At 71.4% G+C, this 25,119-nt stretch carries 20 protein-coding genes; 8 read left to right on the top strand and 12 right to left on the bottom strand.

The window, feature by feature from the left end; genetic code table 11:
* Positions 1 to 284: 284 nt before the first annotated feature.
* On the top strand, positions 285 to 1,196 hold the full coding sequence (locus K8640_RS08195; protein WP_223746559.1) for a flagellar motor protein MotB: 912 nt from the start codon (positions 285 to 287) through the stop codon (positions 1,194 to 1,196).
* Positions 1,197 to 1,199: 3 nt separating this feature from the next.
* Here the strand turns inward: K8640_RS08195 and K8640_RS08190 are convergent, their stop codons facing one another.
* From K8640_RS08190 to K8640_RS08180, 3 genes are all read right to left on the bottom strand, one after another.
* Positions 1,200 to 3,101: an OPT family oligopeptide transporter gene (locus K8640_RS08190; protein WP_223746558.1), complete on the bottom strand. Its 1,902-nt coding sequence runs from the start codon at positions 3,099 to 3,101 to the stop codon at positions 1,200 to 1,202.
* A 126-nt stretch (positions 3,102 to 3,227) separates the two neighbouring features.
* Entirely contained in the window at positions 3,228 to 3,713 is a 486-nt protein-coding gene (locus tag K8640_RS08185) for a peptidylprolyl isomerase (RefSeq protein ID WP_223746557.1), read from the bottom strand.
* A 67-nt stretch (positions 3,714 to 3,780) separates the two neighbouring features.
* Positions 3,781 to 5,058 (bottom strand): dicarboxylate/amino acid:cation symporter, encoded by a 1,278-nt coding sequence (locus tag K8640_RS08180; RefSeq protein WP_223746556.1) that lies wholly within the window; start codon positions 5,056 to 5,058, stop codon positions 3,781 to 3,783.
* A gap of 105 nt (positions 5,059 to 5,163) precedes the next feature.
* On the opposite strand from K8640_RS08180, the gene K8640_RS08175 reads away from it, so the two are divergent.
* Positions 5,164 to 5,802, top strand: coding sequence for a hypothetical protein (locus K8640_RS08175; RefSeq protein ID WP_223746555.1), 639 nt, complete (start codon positions 5,164 to 5,166; stop codon positions 5,800 to 5,802).
* A gap of 191 nt (positions 5,803 to 5,993) precedes the next feature.
* On the opposite strand, the gene K8640_RS08170 is transcribed toward K8640_RS08175, so the two are convergent.
* From K8640_RS08170 to K8640_RS08150, 5 genes are all read right to left on the bottom strand, one after another.
* The gene (locus K8640_RS08170) at positions 5,994 to 6,776 is read right to left on the bottom strand and encodes a DNA methyltransferase (protein WP_223746554.1); all 783 of its coding nucleotides are present in this window, start codon (positions 6,774 to 6,776) and stop codon (positions 5,994 to 5,996) included.
* A 55-nt stretch (positions 6,777 to 6,831) separates the two neighbouring features.
* Positions 6,832 to 7,737, bottom strand: coding sequence for a DUF2381 family protein (locus K8640_RS08165; protein WP_223746908.1), 906 nt, complete (start codon positions 7,735 to 7,737; stop codon positions 6,832 to 6,834).
* Between the two features lie 10 nt (positions 7,738 to 7,747).
* Positions 7,748 to 9,745 carry a serine/threonine-protein kinase gene (locus K8640_RS08160; protein WP_223746553.1) on the bottom strand — a complete coding sequence of 666 codons (1,998 nt, stop codon included), beginning with the start codon at positions 9,743 to 9,745 and terminating at the stop codon, positions 7,748 to 7,750.
* Positions 9,746 to 10,258: 513 nt separating this feature from the next.
* On the bottom strand, positions 10,259 to 11,416 hold the full coding sequence (locus K8640_RS08155; RefSeq protein ID WP_223746552.1) for a TfuA-like protein: 1,158 nt from the start codon (positions 11,414 to 11,416) through the stop codon (positions 10,259 to 10,261).
* Positions 11,413 to 12,522, bottom strand: coding sequence for a YcaO-like family protein (locus tag K8640_RS08150; RefSeq protein ID WP_223746907.1), 1,110 nt, complete (start codon positions 12,520 to 12,522; stop codon positions 11,413 to 11,415). The genes K8640_RS08155 and K8640_RS08150 overlap by 4 nt, the downstream gene beginning before the upstream one ends.
* A gap of 255 nt (positions 12,523 to 12,777) precedes the next feature.
* Here K8640_RS08150 and K8640_RS08145 point away from each other — a divergent pair, with 255 nt between their 5' ends.
* Positions 12,778 to 13,254 (top strand): peroxiredoxin, encoded by a 477-nt coding sequence (locus tag K8640_RS08145; protein ID WP_141333400.1) that lies wholly within the window; start codon positions 12,778 to 12,780, stop codon positions 13,252 to 13,254.
* A gap of 1 nt (position 13,255) precedes the next feature.
* On the opposite strand, the gene K8640_RS08140 is transcribed toward K8640_RS08145, so the two are convergent.
* On the bottom strand, positions 13,256 to 13,834 hold the full coding sequence (locus K8640_RS08140) for a TIGR02265 family protein (RefSeq protein ID WP_223746551.1): 579 nt from the start codon (positions 13,832 to 13,834) through the stop codon (positions 13,256 to 13,258).
* A gap of 175 nt (positions 13,835 to 14,009) precedes the next feature.
* On the opposite strand from K8640_RS08140, the gene K8640_RS08135 reads away from it, so the two are divergent.
* From K8640_RS08135 to K8640_RS08115, 5 genes are all read left to right on the top strand, one after another.
* Positions 14,010 to 14,645, top strand: a complete 636-nt coding sequence (locus tag K8640_RS08135) for an RNA polymerase sigma factor (protein WP_223746550.1) — start codon at positions 14,010 to 14,012, stop codon at positions 14,643 to 14,645.
* Entirely contained in the window at positions 14,645 to 15,175 is a 531-nt protein-coding gene (locus K8640_RS08130) for a zf-HC2 domain-containing protein (protein ID WP_223746549.1), read from the top strand. Before K8640_RS08135 ends, K8640_RS08130 begins: the two co-directional genes overlap by 1 nt.
* A 5-nt stretch (positions 15,176 to 15,180) precedes the next feature.
* A complete protein-coding gene (locus tag K8640_RS08125) occupies positions 15,181 to 15,690 on the top strand; it encodes a hypothetical protein (RefSeq protein WP_255652834.1) in 510 nt (169 codons plus the stop codon).
* Between the two features lie 117 nt (positions 15,691 to 15,807).
* Positions 15,808 to 16,389: a DUF4136 domain-containing protein gene (locus tag K8640_RS08120; protein ID WP_223746548.1), complete on the top strand. Its 582-nt coding sequence runs from the start codon at positions 15,808 to 15,810 to the stop codon at positions 16,387 to 16,389.
* 105 nt (positions 16,390 to 16,494) lie between these two features.
* Positions 16,495 to 17,637, top strand: coding sequence for a chemotaxis protein (locus K8640_RS08115; RefSeq protein ID WP_223746547.1), 1,143 nt, complete (start codon positions 16,495 to 16,497; stop codon positions 17,635 to 17,637).
* 149 nt (positions 17,638 to 17,786) lie between these two features.
* Here the strand turns inward: K8640_RS08115 and K8640_RS08110 are convergent, their stop codons facing one another.
* From K8640_RS08110 to uvrA, 3 genes are all read right to left on the bottom strand, one after another.
* Entirely contained in the window at positions 17,787 to 18,788 is a 1,002-nt protein-coding gene (locus K8640_RS08110; RefSeq protein WP_223746546.1) for a DUF5996 family protein, read from the bottom strand.
* A gap of 197 nt (positions 18,789 to 18,985) precedes the next feature.
* Positions 18,986 to 19,582 (bottom strand): glutathione peroxidase, encoded by a 597-nt coding sequence (locus tag K8640_RS08105; RefSeq protein ID WP_223746545.1) that lies wholly within the window; start codon positions 19,580 to 19,582, stop codon positions 18,986 to 18,988.
* A gap of 62 nt (positions 19,583 to 19,644) precedes the next feature.
* A complete protein-coding gene (uvrA, locus tag K8640_RS08100; protein ID WP_223746544.1) occupies positions 19,645 to 24,954 on the bottom strand; it encodes an excinuclease ABC subunit UvrA in 5,310 nt (1,769 codons plus the stop codon).
* Positions 24,955 to 25,119: the final 165 nt, after the last annotated feature.

The following is a 25,119-nucleotide window of genomic DNA, read 5'->3' as shown; positions in this document are numbered from 1 at the left end:
GGCGGGAATGAGAAATCCTACGCCCGGCCGGCGCCTGCGATTGCACGGTGTTTTGCTTTCCCATGATTGGGATACGCGTGCGCGGGATTGGGACTTCACGGCAAGCCCCGGAGAATCGGGACGAATCGCGCGTCAAGTCGTTCCACGCGGAGGCTCAGGGATACTTTCCCGGGATGAGGCACCTGGGCGTGAGCTTGCGCATCCCCTCGGCGCCATGCGACTCGTTCGTCTTTGGAGCTCACGGCTCACGTGTGAGCTGTCATTCCATCCTTCAAGGAGTCGTCGTGTCGTTCCGGCCCGCGTTCGCGTTGCTGTCGGCGCTGTTCACCCTCGCCCTGGTGCTCCCCTCCGCCGCCTCCGCCCAGGCGAAGACGCTGCCGACCTTCAATCTGCAGCGGATGGAGCTGGACCCGGCGGGGCTCGGCTCGCTGGTGGTGAGCACCGGTCGCACGCTGCCCGCGGGCCTGGTGCGCGTGGGCGTCCAGGGTCACTACGAGCAATTGCCCCTCCACTTCCAGACGCGCTGGGAGCCGGGCGGTGGCATGGGCCTGGTGGAGAACAAGTTCACCATGGACCTCACCGCGGCCATCGGCGTGACGGACTGGCTCCAGGTGGACGCGGAGGTGCCCTTCATCGTCACGCAGGGCGGCTCGAAGCACCTGAACGTGAACGCCCCCGAGGGCCAGGGGCTGGGCTCGCCGTGGGTGGGCGCGCGCACGGCGCTCCTGCGGCCGGACTTCGGCTTCCAGGTGGCGCTGGATGTGTCCGCGGCGATTCCGGTGGGCAGCAAGGCGCTGCTCGCCAGGGACCGGTACGCGGTGCACCCCAGCCTCCAGCTCGGCTTCCTGGCGGAGACGTGGCAGCTGGGCCTGGAGACCGGCGTCCTGCTGCGAGACAAGCAGGACCTGGGCCCGCTGTCGGGCACCAGCGTGGACGTGGTGGGCAACGAGCTGCGGCTGGGCGGCACCGTGACGTCGCGCGCCGGAGACCTCACGCGCGGGGAGATCAGCATGCTCGTCGGCGTGCCGCTGCAGGGCGGTCAGGCGGGCGCGGAGCTGCTGGTGGCCATCCGCCGCCACACCACGTCCTGGATGGACCTGTTCGTGATGGGCGGCCCGGGCGTGGGCGCGGGCCTGGACACGCCCACCTTCCGCTTCGTGGCCGGCGCGTCGTTCGCCACCGGCCGCGTGGACTGACGACTACTTGGGCATCACGCCGAAGGCCTTCGCCATGGCGATGGCGATGCCCAGCAGGCTCTCACCCGCGATGAAGCCCGAGGAGACGGGGAGCACCATGTCCTCGGCCAGCTTGGGCTTCTTGCGGCGCAGCACCTCGGCGATGGCCGAGCCCAGGAAGAAGGCGATGGAGCTGGAGGCCGGGATGACGATGGCCAACCCGAAGCCCGCCGGCGAGGGGATGTAGCCCTTCAGCTTCGCGGGCGCCCAGCGCTCCAGCAGCACCAGGCAGATGCCCAGCGTCGCGCCGCACAGCGCCCCCCAGCGCGCGGTGACGGGCATCGCGGAGACGCCCGTGGCCAGGAGCTTGGACACGCCCGCCCACACCATGGTGGCCGGCGCGGGGAACTCCTCGGTGCCCAGCGCCTCCGCGTTGGGAATCAGCAGGTTGAACACCGGCACCACCACCGCCGCGCCCGCCACCACGCCGAACAGCTGCGCGACGAACTGCTGACGCGGGTTGGCGCCCAACAGCCACCCGGACTTCAGGTCCGTGAGCAGGTCCGCCGAGTGCAGACCCACGCCGCCGGTGGCGTTCGCGCTCATCACGTTGGCGGGGATGTTCCCCGGCGCAAGGCCTCCGAAGATGAGCTGCGTGACGGGACCGAGCGCCTTGGTGGGCGTGGTGTCCGTCTCGCCGGTGACGCGGCTGGCGACCACGCCCATCACCACCGCCAGCGGCATGGCCAGCACGCCCGCCCACCACGGAATCTGGAACAGGTACGCCATCAGGAAGATGGCGATGGGCCCCAGCACCGCGAAGCCCAGCGGGAACCACGACGGCGGACACTCGATGCCGGCCAGCGGGTCCGTCTCCTCCTGCTGCGCGCCCTTGCCCCGGAACAGCCCCGACAGCGCCTTGAACGAGCGCGCCACGCTGCGCCACTGGAAGGCGAACGCCAGCAGGCCCGACGACACCAGCAGCGCCGAGCCCGTCCACACCATCCAGCTGTTGATGGCCTTGTAGGTGATTTCGGGGATGGAGCCCTGCGTCACCATCGCCGGGGCCAGGAAGCCGTACGACAGCACCGCGCCCAGGAACATGGACCAGCCGGTGCGGAAGCTCACCAGCGCGCCCGCGCCCACCAGCAGCAGGCTGAAGTCGAGCGACATCGTCCACGCCGAGGCCTTCTTGCCCAGCATCGTGAAGGGCAGGCTCACCTTCTCCGGGATGTTGGTCAGCCACGGGAAGCGCGCGTCACGCACCAGCACCAGCAGCGCGCCGACGACGCCCGCGCCCGTGAGCAGCCGCGACTTGCGCCGCGCCACTTCACCGTGGCCGTGCAGCGCGCGGATGGTCTCCGCGGTGGCGGTGCCGGTGGGGAACGGCAGCGCCTCGATGTTGATGAGCTGGCGCTTGATGGGGATGGCCGCGAAGACACCCAGCGCGGAGATGACCGCGAACCACACCACCAGCCAGCCCGCGGGCGGCAGCGTGCCGGTGAGCATCAGCAGCGCGGGCACCGCGGCCATGTTGCCGCCGCCCGTCATGTACCCGGCCGCCGAGGCCACCGAGCCCATGGCGTTGTTCTCCAGGTCCGTGAAGTCGTTCTTCAGCACGCGCAGCGAGCGCAGCGTGCTGAACACGGCGAAGGCCAGGATGCAGGCGGTGATGGTGACGCCCAGGCTCCAACCCGTCTTGAGGATGACGTACAGGTTGGACAGACACATCACCGCGCCAATCAACATGCCCGCGATGACGGCGCGCACGGTGAGCTGCCGCGAGCCCCCCTGGTAGACATGTTTGAGCCAGTACAGCTCCGGGTCCTTCTCCGCGGACGCCCCGGGCTCGTTGGCGTTGGAGTCGGCGGGCTGGAGGCGGAGCCCCGTGGGGCTCGGTGTCTGTTGGGACGGGGACTGGCTCATTGGGGGCGAAAAGATAGTGCACGGCCCCCGCTGTCACGAAGCACGGACTCCAGCAGGCAAGCAAAAGGGGCGGGGTACTCCTGCCCCGCCCCTTCGCTCGTCGCCGCAGGGCGTCACGCCCTGGGGTCAGCCGTGGTCGTGCCCGCCCGGCCCGTGGACGTGGCCGTGGGAGAGCTCCTCGTTGGAGGCCTGGCGGACCTCCTTCACGGTGACGTCGAAGTGCAGCGTCTTGCCGGCGAGCGGGTGGTTCAGGTCGATGACCACGTCCTCGCCCCGGACCTCGGAGATGCGCAGGGGGATGTCACCCTGGTCCGTCTGCGCCATCAGCGTCTGGCCGGGCTGGGGCACGAAGCCCGCGGGGAGCATGGCGCGAGGCACCACGCGCACGCCCTCGGGATCATGCTCGCCGTAGCCCTGTGCGGGCTGCACCACCACCTGCTTGCTGTCGCCGGTGGACAGGCCCTCCAGCGCGCCCTCCAGGCCGGGGACGATTTGACGGTGCCCGTGCAGATAGGCGAGCGGCTGGCCGGGCTCGCTCTGGTCGATGACCTGTCCATCACCGAGGTGCAGCCGGTACTCGAGCGAGACGATTGAATCCTTGGCGACCCTCATGCGGGCTCCTTGGGTGCGACGGTGGGACGACTACGCGAGGAAGGATGGGGATGGGTTCATCCCGATGTCAGGAGGCAGAAGGCCCCGCTGCCCGCTCCACGTCCGTGCGAGCGGGCGGCTCTCCGCGCGCCACGTACACGGCGGCGGCCAGGTCCCCGGTGACGTTGAGCGTGGTGCGGCACATGTCCAGGAAGCGGTCCACGCCCAGCACCAGGCCCAGCCCCTCCACCGGAATCTTGAACATGGTGAGGATCATCGCGATGACGGGGATGGAGCCCGCGGGCACGCCCGCCGTCCCGATTCCCGCCAGGATGCAGATGAACATGATGAGCGCCTGCTGCGACAAATCCAGCGGCACCTCATAGACCTGCGCGAGGAAGAGCACGGTGACGCCCTCGAACAGCGCGGTGCCGTTCTGGTTCATCGCCGAGCCGGCCGTCAGCACGAAGCGCGACACGTTGGGGGGCAGCTTGAGGTTCTCCTCGGCGACCTTGAGCGCGGTGGGCAGCGTGGCGCTGGAGGAGGACGTGGAGAACGCGGTGACGATGGCCAGCCGGCAGTCGCGGAAGAACTCGATGGGATTGCGCCCTCCCAGGAAGCGCACCGACAGCGAGTACACGATGAACATGTGGACCGACAGCGCCAGCAGCACCGTGCCCACGTAGGCCGCCAGTTGCTGGAGGATGCCCAGCCCCAGCCTGGCCGTCATGGCGAACAGCAGCGCGCCGACGCCGTAGGGGGCAAGCCGCAGCACGCCGTCGATGAGCTTCATCATCACGTCGTAGAGGCCCTGGAGGGTCTCCTTCAGGCGCTGCACGCCCTCGGTGGGCGTGAGGGCCACGCCCAGGCCGAAGATGAGCGAGAAGACGATGAGGCCGATCATGTCCCCGTCCGCCGCGGCCTTGAGCGGGTTGGTGGGCACCATGGACATGAGCACGGCGCCGAAGGACGTCTCGGACGGAGGGGGCGCGGCCTTCACCTGGGTGCCGCCCCGGGCAAGCGCGCGGGCCTCCTCGCTCAGGCCGTGGCCGGGCTGGATGACGTTGACGAGCACCAGGCCGATGAGCACGGAGATGGCGGAGAACACCACGGTGTAGCCCAGCGTGCGCGCGCCCAGGCGGCCCACCTGCCGCAGGTCCAGCTCCGCCACGCCCATGACGAGGGCCGCGAACAGCAGCGGCACCACGAGCATGAGGAGCAGGCGGATGAAGATCTGCCCCACGGGGGAGGCCACGTTGTTGACGGCCCAGTCCAGCCAGGGTGCACCGCCCGCGAGGGCATTCGCGCCGAGCCCCGCCACCGTGCCGGTGACGATGCCGATGAGCATCTTGTGGTGAGCCTTCATCGCGCAATCTCCGCGTCCTCCCGGCGGGAGGGCAATGGGGCGCGCAGCCTACTGGCAAAGGAAGGTGGCGCCCACCCTCCGCATGAGACAAAGCTGCGCCACGCCGTGGAAACCCTCGTCCAGCTCACCGAAGCCGCCGTGCCCCCCGCCCTCTTCCGCCGGCTGCTGCGGCGCCTGGGAGTCCTCGGCCGCGAGCGGCTGAAGGACACGTACCAGACGACGTTCTGGTACGACTTCGGCCCGCCGACGAACGTCGTGGAGGACATCGTCACCGCGCTGCGTCCGGCCATCGCCGGCCGGCGGCGCATCGCGGGCGTGGAGTGGTGGCTGTCGCGCATGTACCCGACGGACGTGCGCGTGGACTTCCATCAGGACCGGGACGAGAAGCTCGCGCTGCGCACGGGGAAGCTGGTGCACCCGCGCATCGGCTCGGTGCTCTTCCTCAACCGCGTGCGCGGCGGCGCGCTGGTGGTGACGCGCGAGAAGCCGGACGAGTCCAACCCGTCCCTCGCGCCGTCGCGGCTGGACACCGCGGACCTGGTGACGCCCAGGCCCAACCGGCTGGTGGTGTTCGACGGCTCGCTCACGCACGGCGTGCTGGACGCGCGGAACCAGGTGCCGGACGGGAAGCTGCCGGGGCGCTCGCGGCTGCGGCGCACGCTGGTGATGAACTGGTGGGGACACCGTCCCACCGACGTGCCCCGCTGGTCGGAGACGAAGCTCTACCGGGCACTCGGGGGCTGACGGCGCGTGAGCAGAGGACGCGCCGACCTCGGCGATTCGAGACGCGACGCTGCCGGGCGCTGCGGCGCGTGATGCGGAGGACGCGCCGCTCCTCGCGGCATGCCCCGAGGGCTCGAGGCGCGACGCGACCGGGTGATGAGTCGCGTGATGAACATGGGCCGCGCCTGGCCCCGAGGATTCGAGTCGCGGCGCTACCTGCCGCTCGGGGGCTGAGGGTACGCGGCGACCGTCTCACGCAGGCGGTGGGTGACGCGCTCGGCCCACTCGGGCTCGATTTCGAGGCACGCCGTCTGTCGACCCAGGCGCAGCGCGGCGGCGGGCAGCGAGCCACTGCCAGCGAACGGGTCCAACACGGTGTCACCGGGTCGGCTGTACGTGCGCACCAGCGGCTCGACCACGGAGAACGGCTTGTGGTGGGGATGACTGCCCCAGCGCGCGGCGTCGCCGTCATCGTCATAGCCGCCGACGACGGCCCAGACGGTGGGCAGGTCCCCGGGCGCGAGCACCGGCTCGGGCGTCCGGGCGATGACGAGCGCGACCTCGTAGACGCGCAGGGTCTGCTCGTTCGCGTTCTTGTCCGTGGTGCGCTTGCCCCAGGTGAACTCGCCGCGCAGGTGGGGATAGCCCAGCGCGCGCGCGGCGGTGAGGATGGGCTCCTTGCCGAGCAGGTTCGTCCAGATGACCAGCGGCGCGTCGGGCGTCAGGTGTGCCAGGGCGCGCGTGAGCCAGGCCTCGGAGAACGCCCGGTAGTCGCGCACCGTCTCGAAGCGGACGATGGGGTTCTGGTCGATCTTCTTGTGCGCGCGCGGGTCCCTCAGGTCCCCGCCCTTGCGACGCCGCGTGAGCAGACAGTACGGCGGGTCGGTGAGCAGCAGCGAGGCGCGGCGCTCGCCCAGGGCTTCGCGGTAGCCCGAGGGCTCGCGGGAGTCGGCGCGGATGCAGCGCGGGGCATCGGAAGGAAGCGGAGGGGTCATCGTCCGGGGCGGCACCCTACACGGTGGGCCACGAGGCTCAAGGCCCCTCGCGCCGTCACTTCACCACCAGTCGGTCCACCGTCAACGTCCGGCCCCGTACATCCCAGAGCTTGAGCGTGTAGCGCCCGGGTGTCAGGGCGGCCTCGTCAGCCAGGAGGACGACCACATCTTGCTCCTCCTCCGCGCGCAGCGGCGTTGATTGCCAGGGAGGCTTCAGCTCCAGCACCTGCCCGGAGTCCCTGGTGAGCGAGCCGCCGCTCGCCACCCACCCCAGGCCCTCCGACTCAGCGGAGATGCCCAGCACCAGGGCACTCCAATGTGAATGGAGGGCCACGTGGCGAATCGCCTTGGCGTACAGGTCAGGCCCCTGTGGGGAGGCGGACTCGAGCACCTGGACGTAGAGCGACCTCGAGGACCGCCCCAGCATCGCGACCAATTCCTCCAACGAGCTCGAGGCGCGCCCCGTGGACTGGAGTCGCTCGAGTTCGGAGCGAGCCTGCGCCAGCCGCGCCCTGAGCTCCTCGACCTCCCGCCGATAGGACTCCGCGGTGCGGACGCGACGGAAGACCTCGACCTGCGGTTCACCGCGCATCGGGTCCACCACCAACCAGACCACCAGCTGCTCCGGAGCCGCCCCATCGAGGAAGCGGACCTCGAGGCGCAGCCGCTCCCCCTGGCGGAACGTGGTCGACGGCACGAGCACCAGGTGGTCATCCGCCAGGCCCACGCGATGGAAACGCTCACGCCCCTCCAGCAGGACCTCTTCGGTCCGGATGCGGGCGTCGAAGAAGAGGGTCGTGGCGCGCCCTGGGGAGATGCGGATGTCGAGGGACGGCGCGGCCACTTCGCCGCCCACCTCGAGCCGACGCACAGGGGGCAGACTCGAGGAAGGGGTGGGCCCAGGGCGCTCCGCACCCGAGCTCAGCAGAACGCCCCAGGTGAGCGCGAGGACCGGGAACACGGCGAGCAAGTCACGGCCTTCCGAAGTAGTCGGTAGAGGTGAGCCCCACGATCGTGCTGATCATCTTCTGCTCAGGTGTGCTGTTGACACTGTCGTAGGTCATGCCCACCTGCACGCGCTCGCCGAGATTGGCCACCGACACCTGGAGACAGACCGCCATGCGCTTGCCATTGGGAGTCTCCGCTTCGGACACCCAGATGTAGTACCTCTTCTGTCCGTGAAAGAGCCTCCCGTGGAACTTCGTCCCGCGCGGGAACGCTTCGACGAGGGCTGGATCCGGCAGGTTGCGGTAGAGGTAGATGGAGATGGGACCTTCGGGAGGAAGCGGAATCACCGACACATACCGCTCGCCGGGGGCCTGCAGTGAGAAGTCCGTCCGCGACAGCTGCGAGCTCGGGGAGTAGCCCAGCGCATTCAGACGCTCGATGGAACCCGCCGGGCACTCCCCCTCGGGCGACGTCAGGCGTGTCTGGGGTGAGCCGCCCGCGCAGGCTCCGGCCAGGCACGCCACCGCCGCCGTCTTCCCCAAGGTGCCGCTCACCGAGCCACGCTTCCGCGAAGGGGGCGACTCAGGAGTTGGCGCGTCCGAGGGAGCGGGGGCCGCGGAAGCCCACCGGGTGGGAGCCTCCGCGGGCTCGGCGGACGGTGAAGAGGGACGGGCTGTGTCGGGGGGCGCGAGGGGACGACTCGTCACGACAGGACTTCCTTTCTCTGCAGGAGGTGGGAGGGGGACGACCGCCTGCGTGGAGCTCGAAGCGGGCGACTCGCGACGCGAGACACCCAGGGCCACCGCGCCCAGGACGAACAGCACCAGCACGCCCACCGCGACACCGCGCGTCCAGGAAGGCTCGCGGGACGGCGACGTGGGAGCGGGCGGCGGCGGAGAGGACGGGAGCGCGTCCGCCGGCGCGGCGACGGCCTCCGGTGCGAGGGGATGCGAAGGTGTGTTCTCGGCGTCGGAGTCCTGCTCCGCGTCCGACGCGGAGGGCTCGGGCATGCGCACGAGCTCCGGCACCATGCGCACCCGGGGCGTGTTCGAGTCCACGTCACGCGGGGACTCGGGCTCGGGAGGCAGGTCCAGCGACAGCCTCCAGGCGGGCTGACGCTTCTCCTTGGCGACCTCCCACAGGGCCTGCAGCAGCGCCTCCGTGTTCGGGTAGCGGTCCTCGGGGCGCTTGGCGAGCAGCCGCAGCGCGAGGTCTCCCAGCGCGGGAGGCACCTTGGGGTTGACCAGGTGGGGCGCGCGCGGCGTCACCGTCTCGATGGCGGGCAGCAGCCTGTCGTAGGGCAGCCTGGGGTCGAAGGCGTACCCGTCCGTGAGCGCTTCGTAGAGCAGCGCGCCCAGCGCGTAGAGGTCTCCGGGGATGCCCGCGTCGAAGCGCGCGCCCTGCTCCCAGAGGCCCTCGCGCAGGAAGGCCACGCACTCGGGGGGCAACAGATGCGGAGAGGCTGGAGCCACGCCCACCGTCAGCGTCGTCGCGCCCGGCATGCGCACGGTGCCCAGGTCGATGAGGAACGGGCGCTCGTCATCGCGGCGGATGAGGAGGTTGTCGCCCTTCAGGTCGCGGTGGTGCAGGCCTCGGCGGTGGAGGTCCGAGACGGCGCGCACCACCTCGGTGAAGACGGACAGCAGGTGCGCCGCGGAGGGCTTCACGCGCCAGCGCCACTCGTGGAAGGTCTCTCCGTCGATGAAGTCGGTGACGAAGAACAGGTAGCCCTCGGGGGGCTCCGGCCAGCGGTCCACGGCGTGGAGGCGCGGGAGGTTCGGGTGCGGCGCGCAGGCGAGCAGCGCGGCCACCTCGTGCGACAGCCGACCGTTGACGTCCTCCTCCTCGGAGACCTGGGGACCGGCGGGACGCAGCGCCATCTTCATCGTGAAGAAGCGCCCTCCCCGCTCGACCTTGAAGACGCGGCCGAAACCTCCCGCGCCCAGCGACGCCACCACGCGCCACGGGCCCACTTCGCTGCCGGGAACGAGCTGGTCCGGATGGAACGGCGCCGATATCACGGCGGAGAGCCCTCTTGTCGCGAGACCATGCCTTCCCGGCAAAGCACGAGCGCATCCGCGCGGAGGCATGGGACGGCCTCAATGCCAATGCGGGCACGTGAGTCTGGCGCGAGGGGCGCTGTGACCACCCAGGAAACGGGGCCGTACAAGGGTAACCTCCAGGGTTGACCCTAGCCTCGATTCAAGGCCTGTCACGAATTTTCCCCACCCGCCAGGTGGGCAACATCGGGTCCGGGAGACCCAACGTCCCCCGTAGTCTCGTGGAGCGGGAGGCCCCGACCGAGCACGGCGCCCCGGGGGGCCCGTGGCGAGGAGGCGTCCGGCTCGCGACCCACCGCCTCAGGCGCCGGTGAGGGACGGCGCGCGGGCTGGCGGACTCGCCGCTCGAGGCACGCTCGGCGCGTCAGTCGACAGACGCGTTGCCGCACGAGGCACGCATGGCGCCCTCAGGCGATGGGCGCTTCGTCGCGAGAGGCGCCTGGAGGATTCGCCGCTCGAGGCCTGCTCGGCACGTCAGTCGATGGGTTCTTCATCGCTCGCGGCGATGTCGAGCGCGGCTTCTGCCCAGCGTCCACGCAACCTCGCCTCGGCGGCGAGCGCTTCATCCCAGGACGGGCCATCCGGCAGCAGCCGTGTCGAATGCGCAAGCACGAGTCGCTCCAGCGCCCGCTCTTCACACAGCGCGCGCAGTCCCTCCGGGTCCAGCCCGCTCGCGGACAGGAACGCATCGCGCTTGCGCACGGGGACACGGCGCTCGCGCCACCACGCCTCCTGCTCACGCGTCACCTCGTCCTCGGTGACGGACAACCCCATCGTCCTCGCCCAGCCCGCGAGCAACGCGCGACGCAGGCCCGCTTCGGCCAGCTCGCGCGCGTCGGGCGCCTGGCTCAACACCTCGAGCACGTGCCCCGAGGGAACTCGCGCATCAGGCACGCGGGTCACGTCCTCCACGAGTCGCCGCCGCCGTACCAGCGAGGAGGGAACCCGACGCGCCCCTCGGCTCGACGGCGCCCCCGAAGCCACCCACTCCTGTGCCGTGCGGATGCAGGCCACCGCGTCGGCGCGCTTCAGGTCCTCCACGCCACGGGAGAACCACTGCGCCCACCCGCGTCGCGTGTCCTCGGGCCAGCGCACACGCTCGCTCATCCGAGCCCAGGTGCGCTCCTGGTAGAACATCTCCGCCGCGACCGACACCAGCTCGCGGGCCCGGGGCGCGCTCAGCACACCGGCCTCACGCGCGAGCTCCGCCACGTGCCGGACGTTGACGAGCGGCACCGTGAGGGGACGCCAGCCGTTCTCGGCATCCGCATGCAGCAGCGCCACCTCCGCGTCGTCCGCCACGACCCCATCGCGGTACCAGCCGAAGATGCGCCCCACGCCCACCATGCCGTGCGCAGCCAGCTCCACCGCGCGCAGCGCTCCCATGCTGGAGCCGCCGAAGACCGCCACGCCCGCCTCCAACGCGGCCAGCAGCTCGTGGTGCCACACCGAGGGCTGTGCCTCGAAGACACCGTCCACCAACGCGATGGCCCGGGGCCTCGCCCCCAGCGCTCGCCACACGTCGCCCTGTCGCGCCGGAGGCAGCACCACGCACGGTCCCAGCCGCTTTGCCTCTTCGGCCGGCAGCGACGGGCCCAGGAAGACCACCACGTCCTCGGCTCGCCGCTTCACAGGAGCTCCGAGACGCGCATGCCGGGCACCACCACCCGCCGCACATGAAGGCCCGGCACCGGCGCATCCAGTTCCACCGACACCACCTGCGTGAATCCCGCCCGCTTCAGCCGCGCCAGCACCCGTCGCACCTGGACCTCCGCGTCCTCTTCCGCCACCGCGCCCAGGTCCGGAAGCTCCGTCACCCGCCGCCGCGCCTTCACCCCCGCGCACGCCTCCGCGAACCCCCGCGCCGCCTCCCGGTCCGTCGAGCCCACGTCCTCCCTGGCCCCATGGATGTCCGTCAGCCGCGACTGCGCCGCCTCGAGCAGCGCCTTCAAGAGCGCCACGTCCCGCTCCAGCGCGCACGCATAGCCCGCCGTGAGCGGCACCGGCCCCTCCTCCAGGTCCACCAACACCGCCGCGCCCACGGGCAGCCCCACCGCCCCCGCGGTCCGCGCGGACGGCGTCGCATCGAAGAGGAACACCCCGAAGCCACGCTCCCGCAGACGCTCCGCCAACGCGGCCGTCCTCGGCGCCGAGCGCGCCAGCTCCGCGCCACGCAGCAGCCGCCCCCGCACCGCCTCCTCCGTCCACCCCTCGGGGAACACCCGCGCCAGCTGGTCCCGCTCCGTGGCCTCCAGCAACGCATGCAGCAGCGCCCGCGCCGGCTCCGGATGCGCGCCCGAGCCATTGCTGGTCCACGCCACCGACACCGGCCCCAGCGACACGCCCCCCGGCGGCGTCACGTGCACCCCCTGCGCGGGCACCCAGACGCTCCGCCCCGAACCCAATTCCGTGGCCTCGCGCCACGCACACCGGACACCCTCACCCCACAACCTCGGCTCCACCAGCGCGCCCGCCGAGCCCAGGGCCGGCGCACCCCACAACGTCCCCAGCCGTCCCTCCAGCTCCGCGAAGGAGCCCCAGGCGAGCCGCCCCGGCGCCACCGTCTCCGCCGCCCACAGCTCCGCCGTCTCGAACAGCGCGCCCCAGGCCGCCTCGTCCGCCGTGAGCCCCTTGCCGTTGCACACCTGGAGCACATGGCCCCCTGGACGCACCGCGCAGGCCACCTCCACGCCCGTGCGGTCCAACCCGGTGACCCGCGCCACCCGCGTCACGCCCATGGCCCGGGCCAGCCCGGACGAACTCACTCGCTCGCTCGACACGCCCGGGCGGATAGCACTCCTCAACAGTTCTTAACACCCCGGCGACATCAACCATGCGATGCAGGACGCGGCCCTCCCTGGGACTCGGGAAGGACACAGTCGCCCCGTCCTGGGGCGAACGCGGCGGGAGCTGGCGAGCAATCGTCACCCAGCCCCGCACCGAAGACGTGGTACCGGTGGACCGTCGCGGCCACCAGAAAGGGAGCTGCCGGAATGCTCGCCATCGGAGACCTCGCGCCTGACTTCGTCGCCATCGACTGTCATGGCGTGCCCCTGAGCCTGTCCGCGCTGCGAGGACGCCGCGTCGTCCTCTTCTTCTTCCCCAAGGCCTTCACGCTCGGCTGCACCATCGAGAACCGGGCGTTCCGCGACAACCACCTGCACTTGCAGGAGCTGGGCGCCGAGCTGGTCGGCGTCTCCGTGGACACCCAGGCCACCCAGTGCGCGTTCGCCGAGAAGGAGGACATCCACTTCTCGCTGCTCGGAGACCCGGACCGCGTCATCAGCCGCGCCTACGACGTCCTCTGGCCCGTGCTCCGCGTGGACCGCCGCGTCACCTTCATCATCGGCCCGGAAGGCCGCATCGAGGACATCATCCGTCACGAGGTGCGCGTGTACCGCCATCTGGACGACGTGCTCGCCTACCTCGAGTCCCACCCCATGACGGCCGCGTACGACTCGGCCGCCTGAGTCACTCCCAGGCGCAGTGGTACTCGCAGTGGGCCGCGCCCCGCGCCCGGCACATCGGATGCGTGACGCGCGGCGACAGCCCGCCCGACAGCTCGATGGCCCGCTCGTGCCAGCCGATGATGGTGAGACAGTCCGCCTCCGTGACGTTCTCGGCGCTGAAGGTGCGAAGGATGGCGGAGCGAGGCCCCGTGGACTCGTACGTGCGCGAGCCCACCGCGTAATAGAAGCGGTAGATGCGCGACGCCTGGCTCAACAGGAAGTGCGGCTCTCCGCGCCGGATGAACGCGCTCTGCTCCCCGTGCAGCGCCTCGTCCGCGGACGAGCGGCCCATGTCGATGAAGGCCCGTCCCTCGTCCTCCGGCGACAGCACCTCCGCGATGGCCGAGTCCAACCGCAGGTTCAGCTCCAGCGGATACCAGGCCACCGGGAGGATGGCCTGGCGCAACACGGCCTGGTCCACCGGGGGCAGCCGCCCCAGGACCTCGTCCACCCGAACCTGCCCGCCCACTCGGCGCAGCATGTTCAGGCGCGCGATGAGTACGCCCCCCTTGATGCGAGAGCCCGAGCCTTCCAGAACCATGAGAAGTCCGTGGGTTGCACCAACCTCACGCATTGTGACAGCCGGGTGGCGGAGGCGGCAACCATCCCCCTGCCCGGCCGTCCCTCAACACGCTGTTATTTCTAGGGAAACATGATTTCAGATTCACCGCGGCCGTGAAAAATAACCTGGGGGGGTGCTGGGGGTTGAGGCAGTCGTGAGCATCAGGGAGACAGGCGGCCAGGTGGTGGCGATGCCGTCTCGCCGGCTGGCCCTGGAGGGGGCACCGGACGAGGTGCTGTGCCGCGCCTTCCTGGACGGGGAGACGGCGGCGTTCGAGGTGCTGGTGCTGCGGCACCGGGCGCTCATCTTCTCGCTGGTGCGCCGCTACACGACGCGGCCCGAGGACGCCGCGGACCTGACGCAGGGCGCGTTCCTGCGCGCGCTGGAGGCCTCGCGCCGGGTGTTCTCGCGCTTCACGCCGACGGGGCCGGCGCCGTTCCGGGCGTGGCTGGTGCGAATCGCGCTCAACCTGGCGAAGAACCACGCGCGCCAGGGGCAGCGGTGGCGGCCGGTGCTGGTGGAGGCCCCCCGCGAGGACGTGGCCGAGGCGCCCGGGGAATCCGCGCAGGACGGGTTGGAGCGGGCTGAGCGGGCGCGGAAGGTTCGCGAGGAGGTCCTCACCCTGCCCCGTCGTCAGCGCGAGGTGCTGACGCTGCGCGTGGACGCGGGCCTGGCCTTCAAGGATATCGCGCAGACGCTCGGCATCACCGAGAACAATGCGAAGGTTCAGTTCCACCATGCGGTGAAGCGCCTGAAGGCGCGGGTGGGTGAGCCGGAGGAGAAGCACTGATGGCCGCATGCCCGGACATGGAAGCCCGACTGGACCTGCACGCCGCGGGGGCCCTGGAGCCCGAGGAGTCGGTGCCGCTGTTGCGGCACGTGGAGGCGTGCGCGGGGTGCCGCGCGGCGCTCGCGCAGTCGATGGAGGTGCTGTCGCTGGTGGCGCTGCCCGCGCCGACGGCCGCGGAGAAGGCCGCGCAGGACACCGTCCCCCAGCGCGCGCTGGAGACGTGGAGGCGCGAGCGCATGAGCCAGACGCTGCGACGGCGCACGGTGGGCTCGCTGCTGGCCGCGGCGGCGGTGGTCGCGGCGATGGTGCTGATGCCGGGCCTGCCGCGTCCGTGGACGACGCAGGGGGCCTCCCCCACCGAGTCCGCCGATGTCCGCGCCGAGGAGCGCGCGGTGGAGGCGCAGACGCTCGCGGACTTCGAGGCCTGGGCGGGGCTGGAGCCGCTGGAGGGCGGGGCGACGTGGGAAGACGAGGAGTCCTTCGAGGACCTCGAGAGCTGGGACGACGACCTGCTGGGAGAGACGTTGTGAAGACGATGACGCGCACGTCGTGGGTGATGCTGTCCGTGGTGCTCGTGCCCTGGCTGGCGCTGGCGAAGCCCGGTGACAAGGGCGAGGAGCGCTCCGCGCGCGTGACCGAGCGGATGGAGCGCCTGGAGAAGCGGCTGCGGCTGCGGCAGGTGCTGGCGCTGTCGGAGGCGCTGGAGCTGGACAACCAGCAGGCGCTGAAGATGGAGCAGACGCTGCGCCAGTTCGACGAGAAGCGCAGGCCCCTGCGCGAGCAGGTGCGGGAGGCCGCGCGCACGCTGCACCAGGCGGCCCGGGGTGACAGCGCGGCGCTGGCGCAGGTGGACGCGGCCGCGCAGCGCGCCTTCGAGGCCCGTGAGCGCATCACCGTGCTGGACCGGGAGATGTACCAGGCGCTGGCAAAGGAGCTGCCCGCGGACAAGCGGGCGAAGCTGGCGCTCACCCTGGCCAGGGACGGTGGCCGGATGAAGCGGCCCTGGAGGGGCGAGGGGCCGGGCGACGCGGGCGCGGACGACTGAGCGCGGGTGCGCCCCGGGTCCGGGACAAACAGGCATCCAGCCCGGAGTGCGGCGCGGGGGCATGACTACCGTCAGGGAGCCGACGGCGCGTGTCGCGCCGTCACCGAGGAGGCTTCCATGCGTCCGCTGATTCGACTCGCGCCCCTGTTGATGGCGTGTGCCCTCACGGCCTGCGCCGGCATCGACGTGAGCACGAACTACGACCCGAGCGCCGTCCAGCAGCTCGACGGCTACAAGACCTACGCGTGGCTGCCGCAGCCCCAGGGCAGCGACAAGCGCGTGTACAACCCCATCGTCGGCGGTGAGGTGGAGCGGGCGGCGGACGCCTATCTCCAGTCGCACGGCTACCAGAAGGTGGAGGCCAATCCGGACTTCCTCCTCGGCTGGCACGGGGCCATCGACAACAAGCTGGAGGCGGACACCGTCAACGCGTACTACGGCTATCCGTACGACCCGATGTGGGATCCGTTCTATGGGGGCGGCCCGGTGGCCATGTCGGCGCCGGAGACGGTGGTGCGCGAGTACGAGCAGGGGACGCTGATCATCGACGTGGTCGACGCCCAGTCGAAGAAGCTGGTGTGGCGCGGCCAGGCCCAGTCGGAGATCGACGACAGCGCCAAGGCGGAGAAGCAGCAGTCGCGCATCAACAAGTCGGTGGAGGAGATCCTTGAGCGCTTCCCACCCCGGGGTGGGAAGTAGCCAGGTGCGCGTGTCCGGCGCCGGGGCGTCGGACGCCGGACACGCCCGCTGTCCTGGAGGTCCGGTCGTGACGTGGCGGGGACGTGAGCAGCTTGAGCCGGCTCCATGTCCCCTCCGCGCCGACTCGTTGGATGCGTCCTGCTGCTCCTCTGGGTGAGCGGCTGCTCCGTCGCGGCGCCCCGCTCGGAGCTGGTGCGGCGGGTGGGACGTTCGGACCTGTCCGTCGAGGCGCTGCGCGTCCGCGTGCGGGACATGGCCCGGCGCTTCTCGGGGTTGTTGGAGGCCTCCGCGGATGAAATCGCGGCGGAGTCCGGCTCCGAGGAGGTGCGCGCGGCGATGACGCGGTTCAAGATCAACGCGGTGCCCGCGATGCAGGCGGCCCTGCTCCAGCCGGACCCCGTGGCGGCGCTGGTGGATGCGTGGGCGCTGCTCGCGCAGCTCGAGCTCGCCCTGCCCCCGCGGGCGACGGGCGCGGGCGCGTCACCGGAGCTCGTGGCCCGGGCGGAGCGGATGTTGCGCCAGCAGGAGGCGGAGGTGGAGGCGCTCTGGAAGGACGTCTGCGGACGTCAGGACGTGGAGGGCGCGCGGGCGCGGGTCCATGAGTGGGCCGCGGAGCACCCGCTAGTGGGCCCGCTCGTCACGCGGGTGTCCACGGTGTCGTTGCTCGCGGAGGTGACGTCGATGTCCGGCATGGGGGCCCTGGGAACGGCCGGAGTGCTGGTGGAGGATGTCCGGGACCTGACGGCGCGCGTGGACCTGTATGCGGCGTCACTGCCGCGACAGGCGCGCTGGCAGGCGGAGTCGATGGCGCAGGATGCGTTGAAGGCGGTGCCCACGCGCGAGGTGCTGGCGGACCTGGGGCGCGCCGTGGACACGCTGGAGCAGTTCGGAGCGCTGGCGGCGGGGACGTCCGCGCTGGTGGCGCGGGAGCGGAGCGCGATGCTGTCCGCGCTCACCTCGGAGCGCGAGGCGCTGCAGCGCTTCGTCGAGCAGGAGCGACGGGCCTTGATGGTGGAGGTGGCGGGCGAGCGACAGGCCGTGCTCTCCGCGCTCCACACGGAGCGGGTGGAGACCCTTCAGCAGGGCGAGCGCATCGGGCTCGGGATGGTGGACCTGACCTTCCAGCGCGCGACGCTGCTGGTCGACCGGGTGTTCCTGTGGCTGCTCGGGATGACGCTCGTGGGCGTGCTGGGGGGGCTGGGCCTCGCGGTGCTGCTGCTGCGCGCGTGGAGGCGCAAGGCGGGTTGAGTCGCGCGACCTCCCGCCGGGCGCGGAAGCCACGCCCCCGTCCGCTCTCGCCCCCCATCCGCCGCTTGCGGCCACCTGCTGAGCGCGGAGCCACGCGGCCTCGTTCGAACAAACCCTCACGAGGCCACGCGGACCGCCACCAGCTCCACTCAGGGACTCGCGTCGGCGGGAGGCTGCTCGGGCAGGGTGACGCTCCTCCACGCGCCCTTCACGCTCTCGGGGATGATGAGGGGCCGCTCGCAACGGGCGCGGTCCCACTTCCCCAGGTCCGCGCACGCGTCGTACGTGGACTGGAAGAAGTCGAGCAGGAAGGCCCTCGGGTCCTTCGCGCGCCGCACGGCCTCGTACGGCAGCAGGAACTCCTTCAGGTTCGCGTCGTACCCCGCCCCCGAGGGCTTCACGCTCGCTTCAGCGAACCCCTTCGGCTCGGGCGCCGCGTAGCAATAGAACGCCGCGCCACCGAGCACCTCCGTGCCGGGCCAGAAGCCCACGCTGCACACCTCCTCGCAATACGCCTCCGCCGTCACCGCGTCAGCGCCCGGCCGCGCCGGAGCGGGCCGCCCGCCGAAGCGCGTCACCGCCAGGTCGAAGCTCCCCCAGAAGAACTGCACGGGGCTGCACTTGCCCGTGAAGCCCGCGCGGAACGCCTTCATCGCGATGTGGGCCTGCAACAACGCCCGCCACCAGTTGCGCACGTGCCCGGGCACATACGTCGCGTGGTGCGTGTCCTGGCTGAAGGGCGTCGTGTCATCGGGAATCTCCACCGGCTGCTCCCAGATGCGCACCTCCACGCCCAGCTCGCGCAACGTCGACATGACGTCCCGATAGAACTCCGCCACCGAGCGCGCCGTCAGCTCCATGACGCGCACGTCTCCACGGCTCGTCAGGAAGCGCAGCTCGCTGGCCAGGAAGTCGAAGTCCACCTCGAAGCTCCCATTCCCATAGGGAATCAGCCCCGTGGTGAGCCCGCGAGACGTCACGCGGAACGACACGTTCCACCAGTGGTTCTCCGGCGGCGTCAGCGCCAACCGCACCTTGCCGAGCACCTGGGTGTAACGGTGCAGCGTGGCATAGGTGTCCTTCCACTCCGCGAAGGGCAGCGCGGGCCACGCCTCCTCCCGCGTCCCGAATCCGGATGTCGACAGGGCCATGCGGCTCCCTCCTCAAGGGCCACGTCCACCTGGGACGGTGACCCCAGGGACACGCCCGCGCCACACGAGCCCCCAGGCTCGCATGCCGTGAGGACGGAGGAAGGAGCGCCGGCCCACGAGGGCACTCATCCCCTCGCGAACGGCGCATCACCCGCCCGGGCGGATGCCTCCACCCGGGCCGGCGAACGAGCCCCCGCTCAGGGCTGGGCGAGCGCGGTGTCCACGGCCTTGCGCAGCTCGTCGCTCTCCGGCGTCACCTTGCTCGGGAAGCCCGCGCGCACCTGGCCGTCCTTGCCCACCACGTACTTGTGGAAGTTCCACTTCGGCGCGTCGTGGTCCTTCGACAGGAAGGCGTAGACGGGCGACTGGCCCTCGCCCTTCGTCTTCACCTTCTCGAACATGGGGAACGTCACCTTGAAGCGCAGCTCGCAGAACTTCGCGATCTGCTCCGAGCTGCCCGGCTCCTGCCCACCGAAGTCGTTGGACGGGAAGCCCAGCACCACGACGCCCTTGTCCTTGTAGTCCTGGTAGAGCTTCTCCAGGCCCGCGTACTGCGGCGTGTAGCCACACTCGGACGCCGTGTTCACGATGACCAGGACCTTGCCCTGGTAGTCGGAGAGGTTGGCGGGCTTGCCGTCGAGGCGGTTGGCGGACAACGCGTGCAGGGACATGGGCTTCTTCTCGCTGGAGGGCTGGGACTTCACGGGAGTGGACGGCTTCGTCGCCACATCACCGGCCAGGGCCGGGGTGACGACGAGCGCCGAGGCGACGCACAGGACTTGAAGGGTTCGCATGCGGCCGGAAGGATGCCGAAGCCCCGGCCCCGTTTCACGCCCTTCTGTCCTGTCCGTGACAATCACCGCCGTCCCCCCGACGCGCCACGTCGCGATGACGGGGCCTCCTCGCCCGTGAAGAGCGAGCGCAGCACCCGGCCCGTCGCCGTCTTCAGCTTCGCCACCTCGCGAGGCGTGCCCGCCGCGACGATGTGGCCACCCTCCTCGCCGCCCTCGGGCCCCAGCTCCACCAGGTGGTCCGCCGCGCCGATGACCGACGGGTGGTGCTCGATGACCACCAGCGTGTCGCCGCGGTCCACCAGCCGGCCCATGAAGGTGATGAGCTTCTCCACGTCGCCCACGTGCAGGCCCGTGGTGGGCTCGTCCAGCACGTAGAGCGTGGGCTCGTGCCGCGAGGACGCCGTCAGCTCGGCCGCCAGCTTCAACCGCTGCGCCTCACCGCCGGACAGCGTGTTGGAGCCCTGGCCCAGTTGGAGGTAGCCCACGCCCAGGTCCGCGAGGCACTGCAGCGGCGCCGCCACCTTGGGCAGGTTCTGGAAGACGTCCTTCGCCTCGTCCGCGGACAGCCGCAGCACGTCGCCGATGGACAGCCCGTGGTAGCGCACCTCAAGCGTCGCCGCGTCGAAGCGCGCGCCCCCGCAGGCCTCGCACGGCGTCACCACGTCCGGGAGGAAGGACATCTCGTGGGAGATGGAGCCCTGCCCCTCGCACGCGGTGCACCGCCCACCGCTGGCAGTGTTGAAGGAGAAGCGCGCGGCGGAGAAGCCGCGAATCTTCGCCTCGGGGGTCGCCGCGAAGGCCCGACGCAGCTCGTCCCAGATGCCCAGGAACGTCGCGGGCACCGAGCGCGGCGTGCGGCCGATGGGCGACTGGTCCACCGACATCACCCGCTTCACCGCCTCCACGCCCTTGAGCGAGTCGAACGGTCCGGGCCGCGAGGACACCAGCTCCAGCGCCTCTCGCAGCGCCGGGTACAGCACCTGTCGAATCAGCGTGCTCTTGCCCGAGCCGGACACGCCGCTGACGACGTTGAGCCGGCCGACCGGCAGCCGCAGGTCCACGCGCTTCAGGTTGTTGGCCCGCGCGCCCTTCAGCTCCAGCCACTGCTTCGGCTCCCCACGTCCGGAGGGAGGCCGCACCTGGGACGCCCGCAGCGCGAGCGCCGTGGGGGACTCGCCCTGGAGCACCACGTCCGGAGGTCCCTCCGCGAGGATGCGCCCGCCGCCGCGTCCGCCCGTCGGGCCCAAATCCAGCAGGTGGTCCGCCGCGCGGATGGTGTCCGAGTCATGCTCCACCACCAGCACCGTGGAGCCGGTGTTCACCAGCGCGCGCAGGTTGTCGAGCAGCCGGTGCGTGTCGCGCGGGTGCAGGCCGATGGTCGGCTCGTCGAGCACGTACATCGCGCCGGTGAGCCCCGCGCCCAGCTGCGCCGACAGCCGCAGGCGCTGCATCTCCCCACCCGACAGCGTGGCCGCGTTGCGGTCCAGGGACAGGTAGCCCAGGCCCACCCGCTCCAGGAACTCCATGCGCCGCAGCAACTCCTGCCGCGACGGCTCGCCGAGCAGCGCCCGGTCGCCCTTGAACTTCCAGCCCCGCACCCGCGCCAGCGAGGCCGCCACGGACTGCTGCACCACCTCGTGGTAGCGCGCTCCTTCCAGGCGCACGCCCCGAGGCACCGGCGCCAGTCGACTGCCGCCACACTCACGGCACGGCGCCGTCTCGCCCTCGGCCTGCGCTTCGGGGCCACCCTTCACACCCGTGCCCTCGCACGACTCGCAGCGGCCCTGCTTGGTGTTGAACGAGAACCAGCGCGGGTCCAGCTCCGGCACCGCCGTGCCGCACTTGGGGCACGTGCGCTCGGTGGACAGGAGCGTCTCGCCCTTCGCCGTCCGGACCTTGAGCGCGCCCTGCCCCCAGCCCAGCGCCTTGTCGAACACGTCCCGGGGCAGCTTCGACAGCTTGCCCTCGTGCATCACCAGGTCGATGTCGTGCTCGCGCGTCTTCGCCAGGCGCGGCGGGTCGTCCGTGGAGGACAGCTGTCCGTCGACGATGGCCGTGGTGATGCCCGCGCGCGCCGCGGCGGCGAAGACATCCAGGTACGTGCCCTTGCGCGAGCGCACCGCCGGCGCCAGCACCGTCCCATCCCCCTTCAGTTGGGAGAGCTGCGCGAACAACACCTCCGGCGACGTGGAGGTGATGGGCGTGTCGTCGTTGGGGCAGTGCGGCTCGCCCAGCTTGGCGAACAAGAGCCGCAGGTAGTGGGCCACCTCGGTGACGGTGGCCACCGTGCTGGTGCCGCCCGCGCGCGAGGTGCGCTGCTCCAGCGCCACGCTCGGCGGAATGGAGCTGACGCGCTCCACGTCCGGCCGGGGCATGGTGGGCAGGAACTGGCGCGCGTACGGGCTGAGCGTCTCCAGGAAGCGCCGCTGCCCTTCCGCGAACACCACGTCGAACGCGAGCGAGCTCTTGCCCGAGCCGCTCGGCCCCGTGACGACGGTCATCTTCCCCAGGGGAATCTTGCAGGACACGTCCTGGAGGTTGTGCTCGCGCGCGTGCTCCACCTCGATGGCGGGCGCCGCGTCCTTGCCCGGCCGCCGCGCCTTCACCACGCGGCCCAGGGGCTTGCGCTCGCCCCGGAGCGCCACCGCCGTCGCGCCCTCGCCGCGCGCCACCGACTCCGGCGTGCCCTCGGCCACCAGCCGCCCGCCGTCCTTGCCGCCCACCGGCCCCAGGTCGATGACCCAGTCCGACGCCTTCATCACCGCGACGTCATGGTCCACCACGATGACGCTCGCGCCCTTGTCCACCAGCGCGTGCAGCGCGTCGATGACGTGACGCACGTCCTCCGCGTGCAGGCCCGCACTCGGCTCGTCGATGAGGAACAGCGCGCCCTTCGCCTCGCTGGCCAGCGCCCGCGCCAGCTTCAACCGCTGCGCCTCGCCGCCCGACAGCGTGGACAGAGGCTGTCCCAACGGCAGGTAGCCCAGGCCCAACCGCGCCACCGGCCCCAGCGCGCGCTGCAGGGCCGCGTCGCTCCCGAAGTGCTGGAGCACCTCCGCCACCGTCATCTCCAGCACCTGCGCCACGCTGAAGCCCTGGTGTCGGACGGCGAGCACCTCCTCCTTGAAGCGCCGGCCCCGGCACACCGCGCACAACAGGGCCACGTCCGCGAGGAACTGCATCTCCACCGTCTCGTAGCCCTCGCCCGAGCACGCCTCGCAGCGCCCCTTGTCCACGTTGAAGGAGAAGTGCGCCGGCGTCAGGCCGCGCACCTCGGCGTCCGGCTCCGCGGCGAAGCGCTCGCGCAGCCGGTCCCACGCCTTGGTGTACGTGGCCGCGTTGCCACGCGAGGTGCGCCCCAGCGGAGACTGGTCCACGAAGGTGATGGCATTCACCGCGTCGGCCCCCTCCAGCGCGTCCACCGCGCCCGGGGCCTCCACGTCCTTCACGCCCAGCCGCCGCGCCAGGTGCCGGTAGAGCACCTCGTCCACCAACGTGCTCTTGCCCGAGCCGCTCGGCCCCGTCACCGCGCACAGCACGCCCAGCGGCACCTTCACCGACAGCGCCTTGAGGTTGTGCTCGCGCGCGCCCTTCACCACCAGCTCACCGGTCCGCTCGCGCGGCGCCCGCTTCGTCTCGGCTCCACCCGCGAGCAGCCGGCCCGTGGGCAGGTCCTTGCGCTTCGCCAGCGCCTCGGGAGGACCGTCGAAGCACAGCTCGCCGCCCTCGCGGCCCGCGCCCGGCCCCAGCTCCAGCACGCGGTGCGCGGAGCGGATGACCAGCGGGTCATGCTCGATGACGAGCGCGATGTTGCCGCGCTCCGCCAGCTCCGCGATGGCCTCCGTCAGCGGCGGCACGTCGCCCGGGTGCAGCCCCACGGTGGGCTCATCCAGCACGAAGAGCGAGCCGGTGAGCGAGGTGCCCAGCGCGGCCGTCAGCGACACGCGCTGCGCCTCGCCACCGGACAGCGTGCGCGCCTGCCGGTCCAGCGTCAGGTAGCCCAGCCCCACGCGCTGCAGGTAGCGCAGGCGTCCGGCCAGCTCGCGCCGCGCCAGCTCCCCCTGCCCCGTCGTCGTGCCCAGCGCGTCCAGCCGCGCCAGCGCCTGCGTCAGCTCCAGCCCGTGCCACCCCGGCAGGTCCAACCCGCCCACGCGGTAGGCCCGCGCCTGCTCGTTGAGCCGCGCGCCGCCGCAGTCCTTGCACAGCGAATACGCCCGGTAGCGCGCCAGCAGCACGCGCACGTGCATCTTGTACGTGCGCCCCTCCATCCACCGGAACCACGCGCGCACGCCCGGATACGCGCGGCCGTCGTCGTAGTCCCCCGCGCCCTCCAGCACCGACTCACGCTGCGCCGGCGTCAGCGAGGACCAGGGCGCATCCAGGGGAATCTTCTTCTCGCGGCACCAGCGCTGGAGCATGCCGCGCTCCCACTCCGTCGACGCGCCGGACCACGGACGGATGGCGCCCTGCGACAGGCTCAACGCCGGGTTGGGAATCACCTTGTCCCAGTCGATGCCGATGGTGCGGCCAAAGCCCCGGCACGCCGCACACGCGCCCACGGGCGACTGGTAGCTGAACAGGCCCGGCCGCGCCGCCTCGAACTCGCGCGCGCACTTCGGACACACCAGGCCCCGGCGCACCCGCTTCGCTTCCGCGCCGGGCAACAGCACCACCGCCTCGCCCTCGGCGCGGTTCCACGCGTCCTCCAGCGCCTGCGTCACCCGCCCCACCTGCGACGACGACAGCTTCACCCGGTCCACCACCACGCGGGCGATGCCCGCCGGATCCGTGGCCTCCGAGGGCTTGAGCGACTCCAGCTCCCGCACCTCGCCCTGCACCACCAGCCGGTGGTAGCCGTCCTTCAACAGGCGCGCGCGCACGTCCAGGAACGACGCCGTGTCGGGGATGCGCAGCGGGAAGGCGATGAGCGCCGCGGCGTCCGGGGACTCGGCCACCAGCGCGCGGGCCGCCACGCCCGCGTCGGTGCGCACCGCCTCCACCCCGCATGCGGGACACACGGGCATCGCCTCGCGCGTGAAGAGCGCGGACAGGTACGGCTCCACGTCCGCCAGCGTCGCCACCGTGGAGCGCGAGCTCTTCACCGGCGCCCGACGGTCCACCGCCACGCCCGCCGCCACCGGCTCCAGCGCCTCCATGGGCGGCCGCTCCAGCCGCTCGAGGAACTGCCGGGCATACGGGCTGAAGCTCTCCACGAAGCGCCGTTGTCCCTCGGCGTACAGCGTGTCGAGCGCCAGGCTCGACTTGCCCGCGCCCGAGACTCCGGTGATGCAGACCAGCTCCCCCTCCGCCAGGTCGACGGAGAGGTCCTTGAGGTTGTGGGTGCGCGCGCCTACGAGGTGGGTCTTGTGCATTTCGGGTCGGAGGTTTAACGACCCGACACTCCAACGCCACAGACAAGTGAAGCTGTTTACCGATGCGAGCCCTCCCCGGTTGGGTGGAGGCCGAGCGGCTTGATACAACGGGGGTACAATCGAGCGCGCGAGGGCGGCACCCGGCCCGGTGCCCATCCCAGCCTC

It is taken from the genome of Myxococcus sp. XM-1-1-1 (genome assembly GCF_020037095.1).
Lineage (GTDB): Bacteria > Myxococcota > Myxococcia > Myxococcales > Myxococcaceae > Myxococcus > Myxococcus fulvus.
This window is presented reverse-complemented; position numbering and strand designations above follow the sequence as displayed.

Coding starts and splice junctions, on each gene's coding strand:
- K8640_RS08150 (WP_223746907.1), bottom strand. CDS start 12,522: ATGGGCGTGACGCGGGTGGCGCGGGTCACCGGGTTGGACCGCACGGGC.
- uvrA (WP_223746544.1), bottom strand. CDS start 24,954: ATGCACAAGACCCACCTCGTAGGCGCGCGCACCCACAACCTCAAGGAC.
- K8640_RS08140 (WP_223746551.1), bottom strand. CDS start 13,834: ATGGTTCTGGAAGGCTCGGGCTCTCGCATCAAGGGGGGCGTACTCATC.
- K8640_RS08110 (WP_223746546.1), bottom strand. CDS start 18,788: ATGGCCCTGTCGACATCCGGATTCGGGACGCGGGAGGAGGCGTGGCCC.
- K8640_RS08125 (WP_255652834.1), top strand. CDS start 15,181: ATGACGCGCACGTCGTGGGTGATGCTGTCCGTGGTGCTCGTGCCCTGG.
- K8640_RS08145 (WP_141333400.1), top strand. CDS start 12,778: ATGCTCGCCATCGGAGACCTCGCGCCTGACTTCGTCGCCATCGACTGT.
- K8640_RS08115 (WP_223746547.1), top strand. CDS start 16,495: ATGTCCCCTCCGCGCCGACTCGTTGGATGCGTCCTGCTGCTCCTCTGG.
- K8640_RS08180 (WP_223746556.1), bottom strand. CDS start 5,058: ATGAAGGCTCACCACAAGATGCTCATCGGCATCGTCACCGGCACGGTG.
- K8640_RS08170 (WP_223746554.1), bottom strand. CDS start 6,776: ATGACCCCTCCGCTTCCTTCCGATGCCCCGCGCTGCATCCGCGCCGAC.
- K8640_RS08190 (WP_223746558.1), bottom strand. CDS start 3,101: ATGAGCCAGTCCCCGTCCCAACAGACACCGAGCCCCACGGGGCTCCGC.
- K8640_RS08185 (WP_223746557.1), bottom strand. CDS start 3,713: ATGAGGGTCGCCAAGGATTCAATCGTCTCGCTCGAGTACCGGCTGCAC.
- K8640_RS08105 (WP_223746545.1), bottom strand. CDS start 19,582: ATGCGAACCCTTCAAGTCCTGTGCGTCGCCTCGGCGCTCGTCGTCACC.
- K8640_RS08120 (WP_223746548.1), top strand. CDS start 15,808: ATGCGTCCGCTGATTCGACTCGCGCCCCTGTTGATGGCGTGTGCCCTC.
- K8640_RS08130 (WP_223746549.1), top strand. CDS start 14,645: ATGGCCGCATGCCCGGACATGGAAGCCCGACTGGACCTGCACGCCGCG.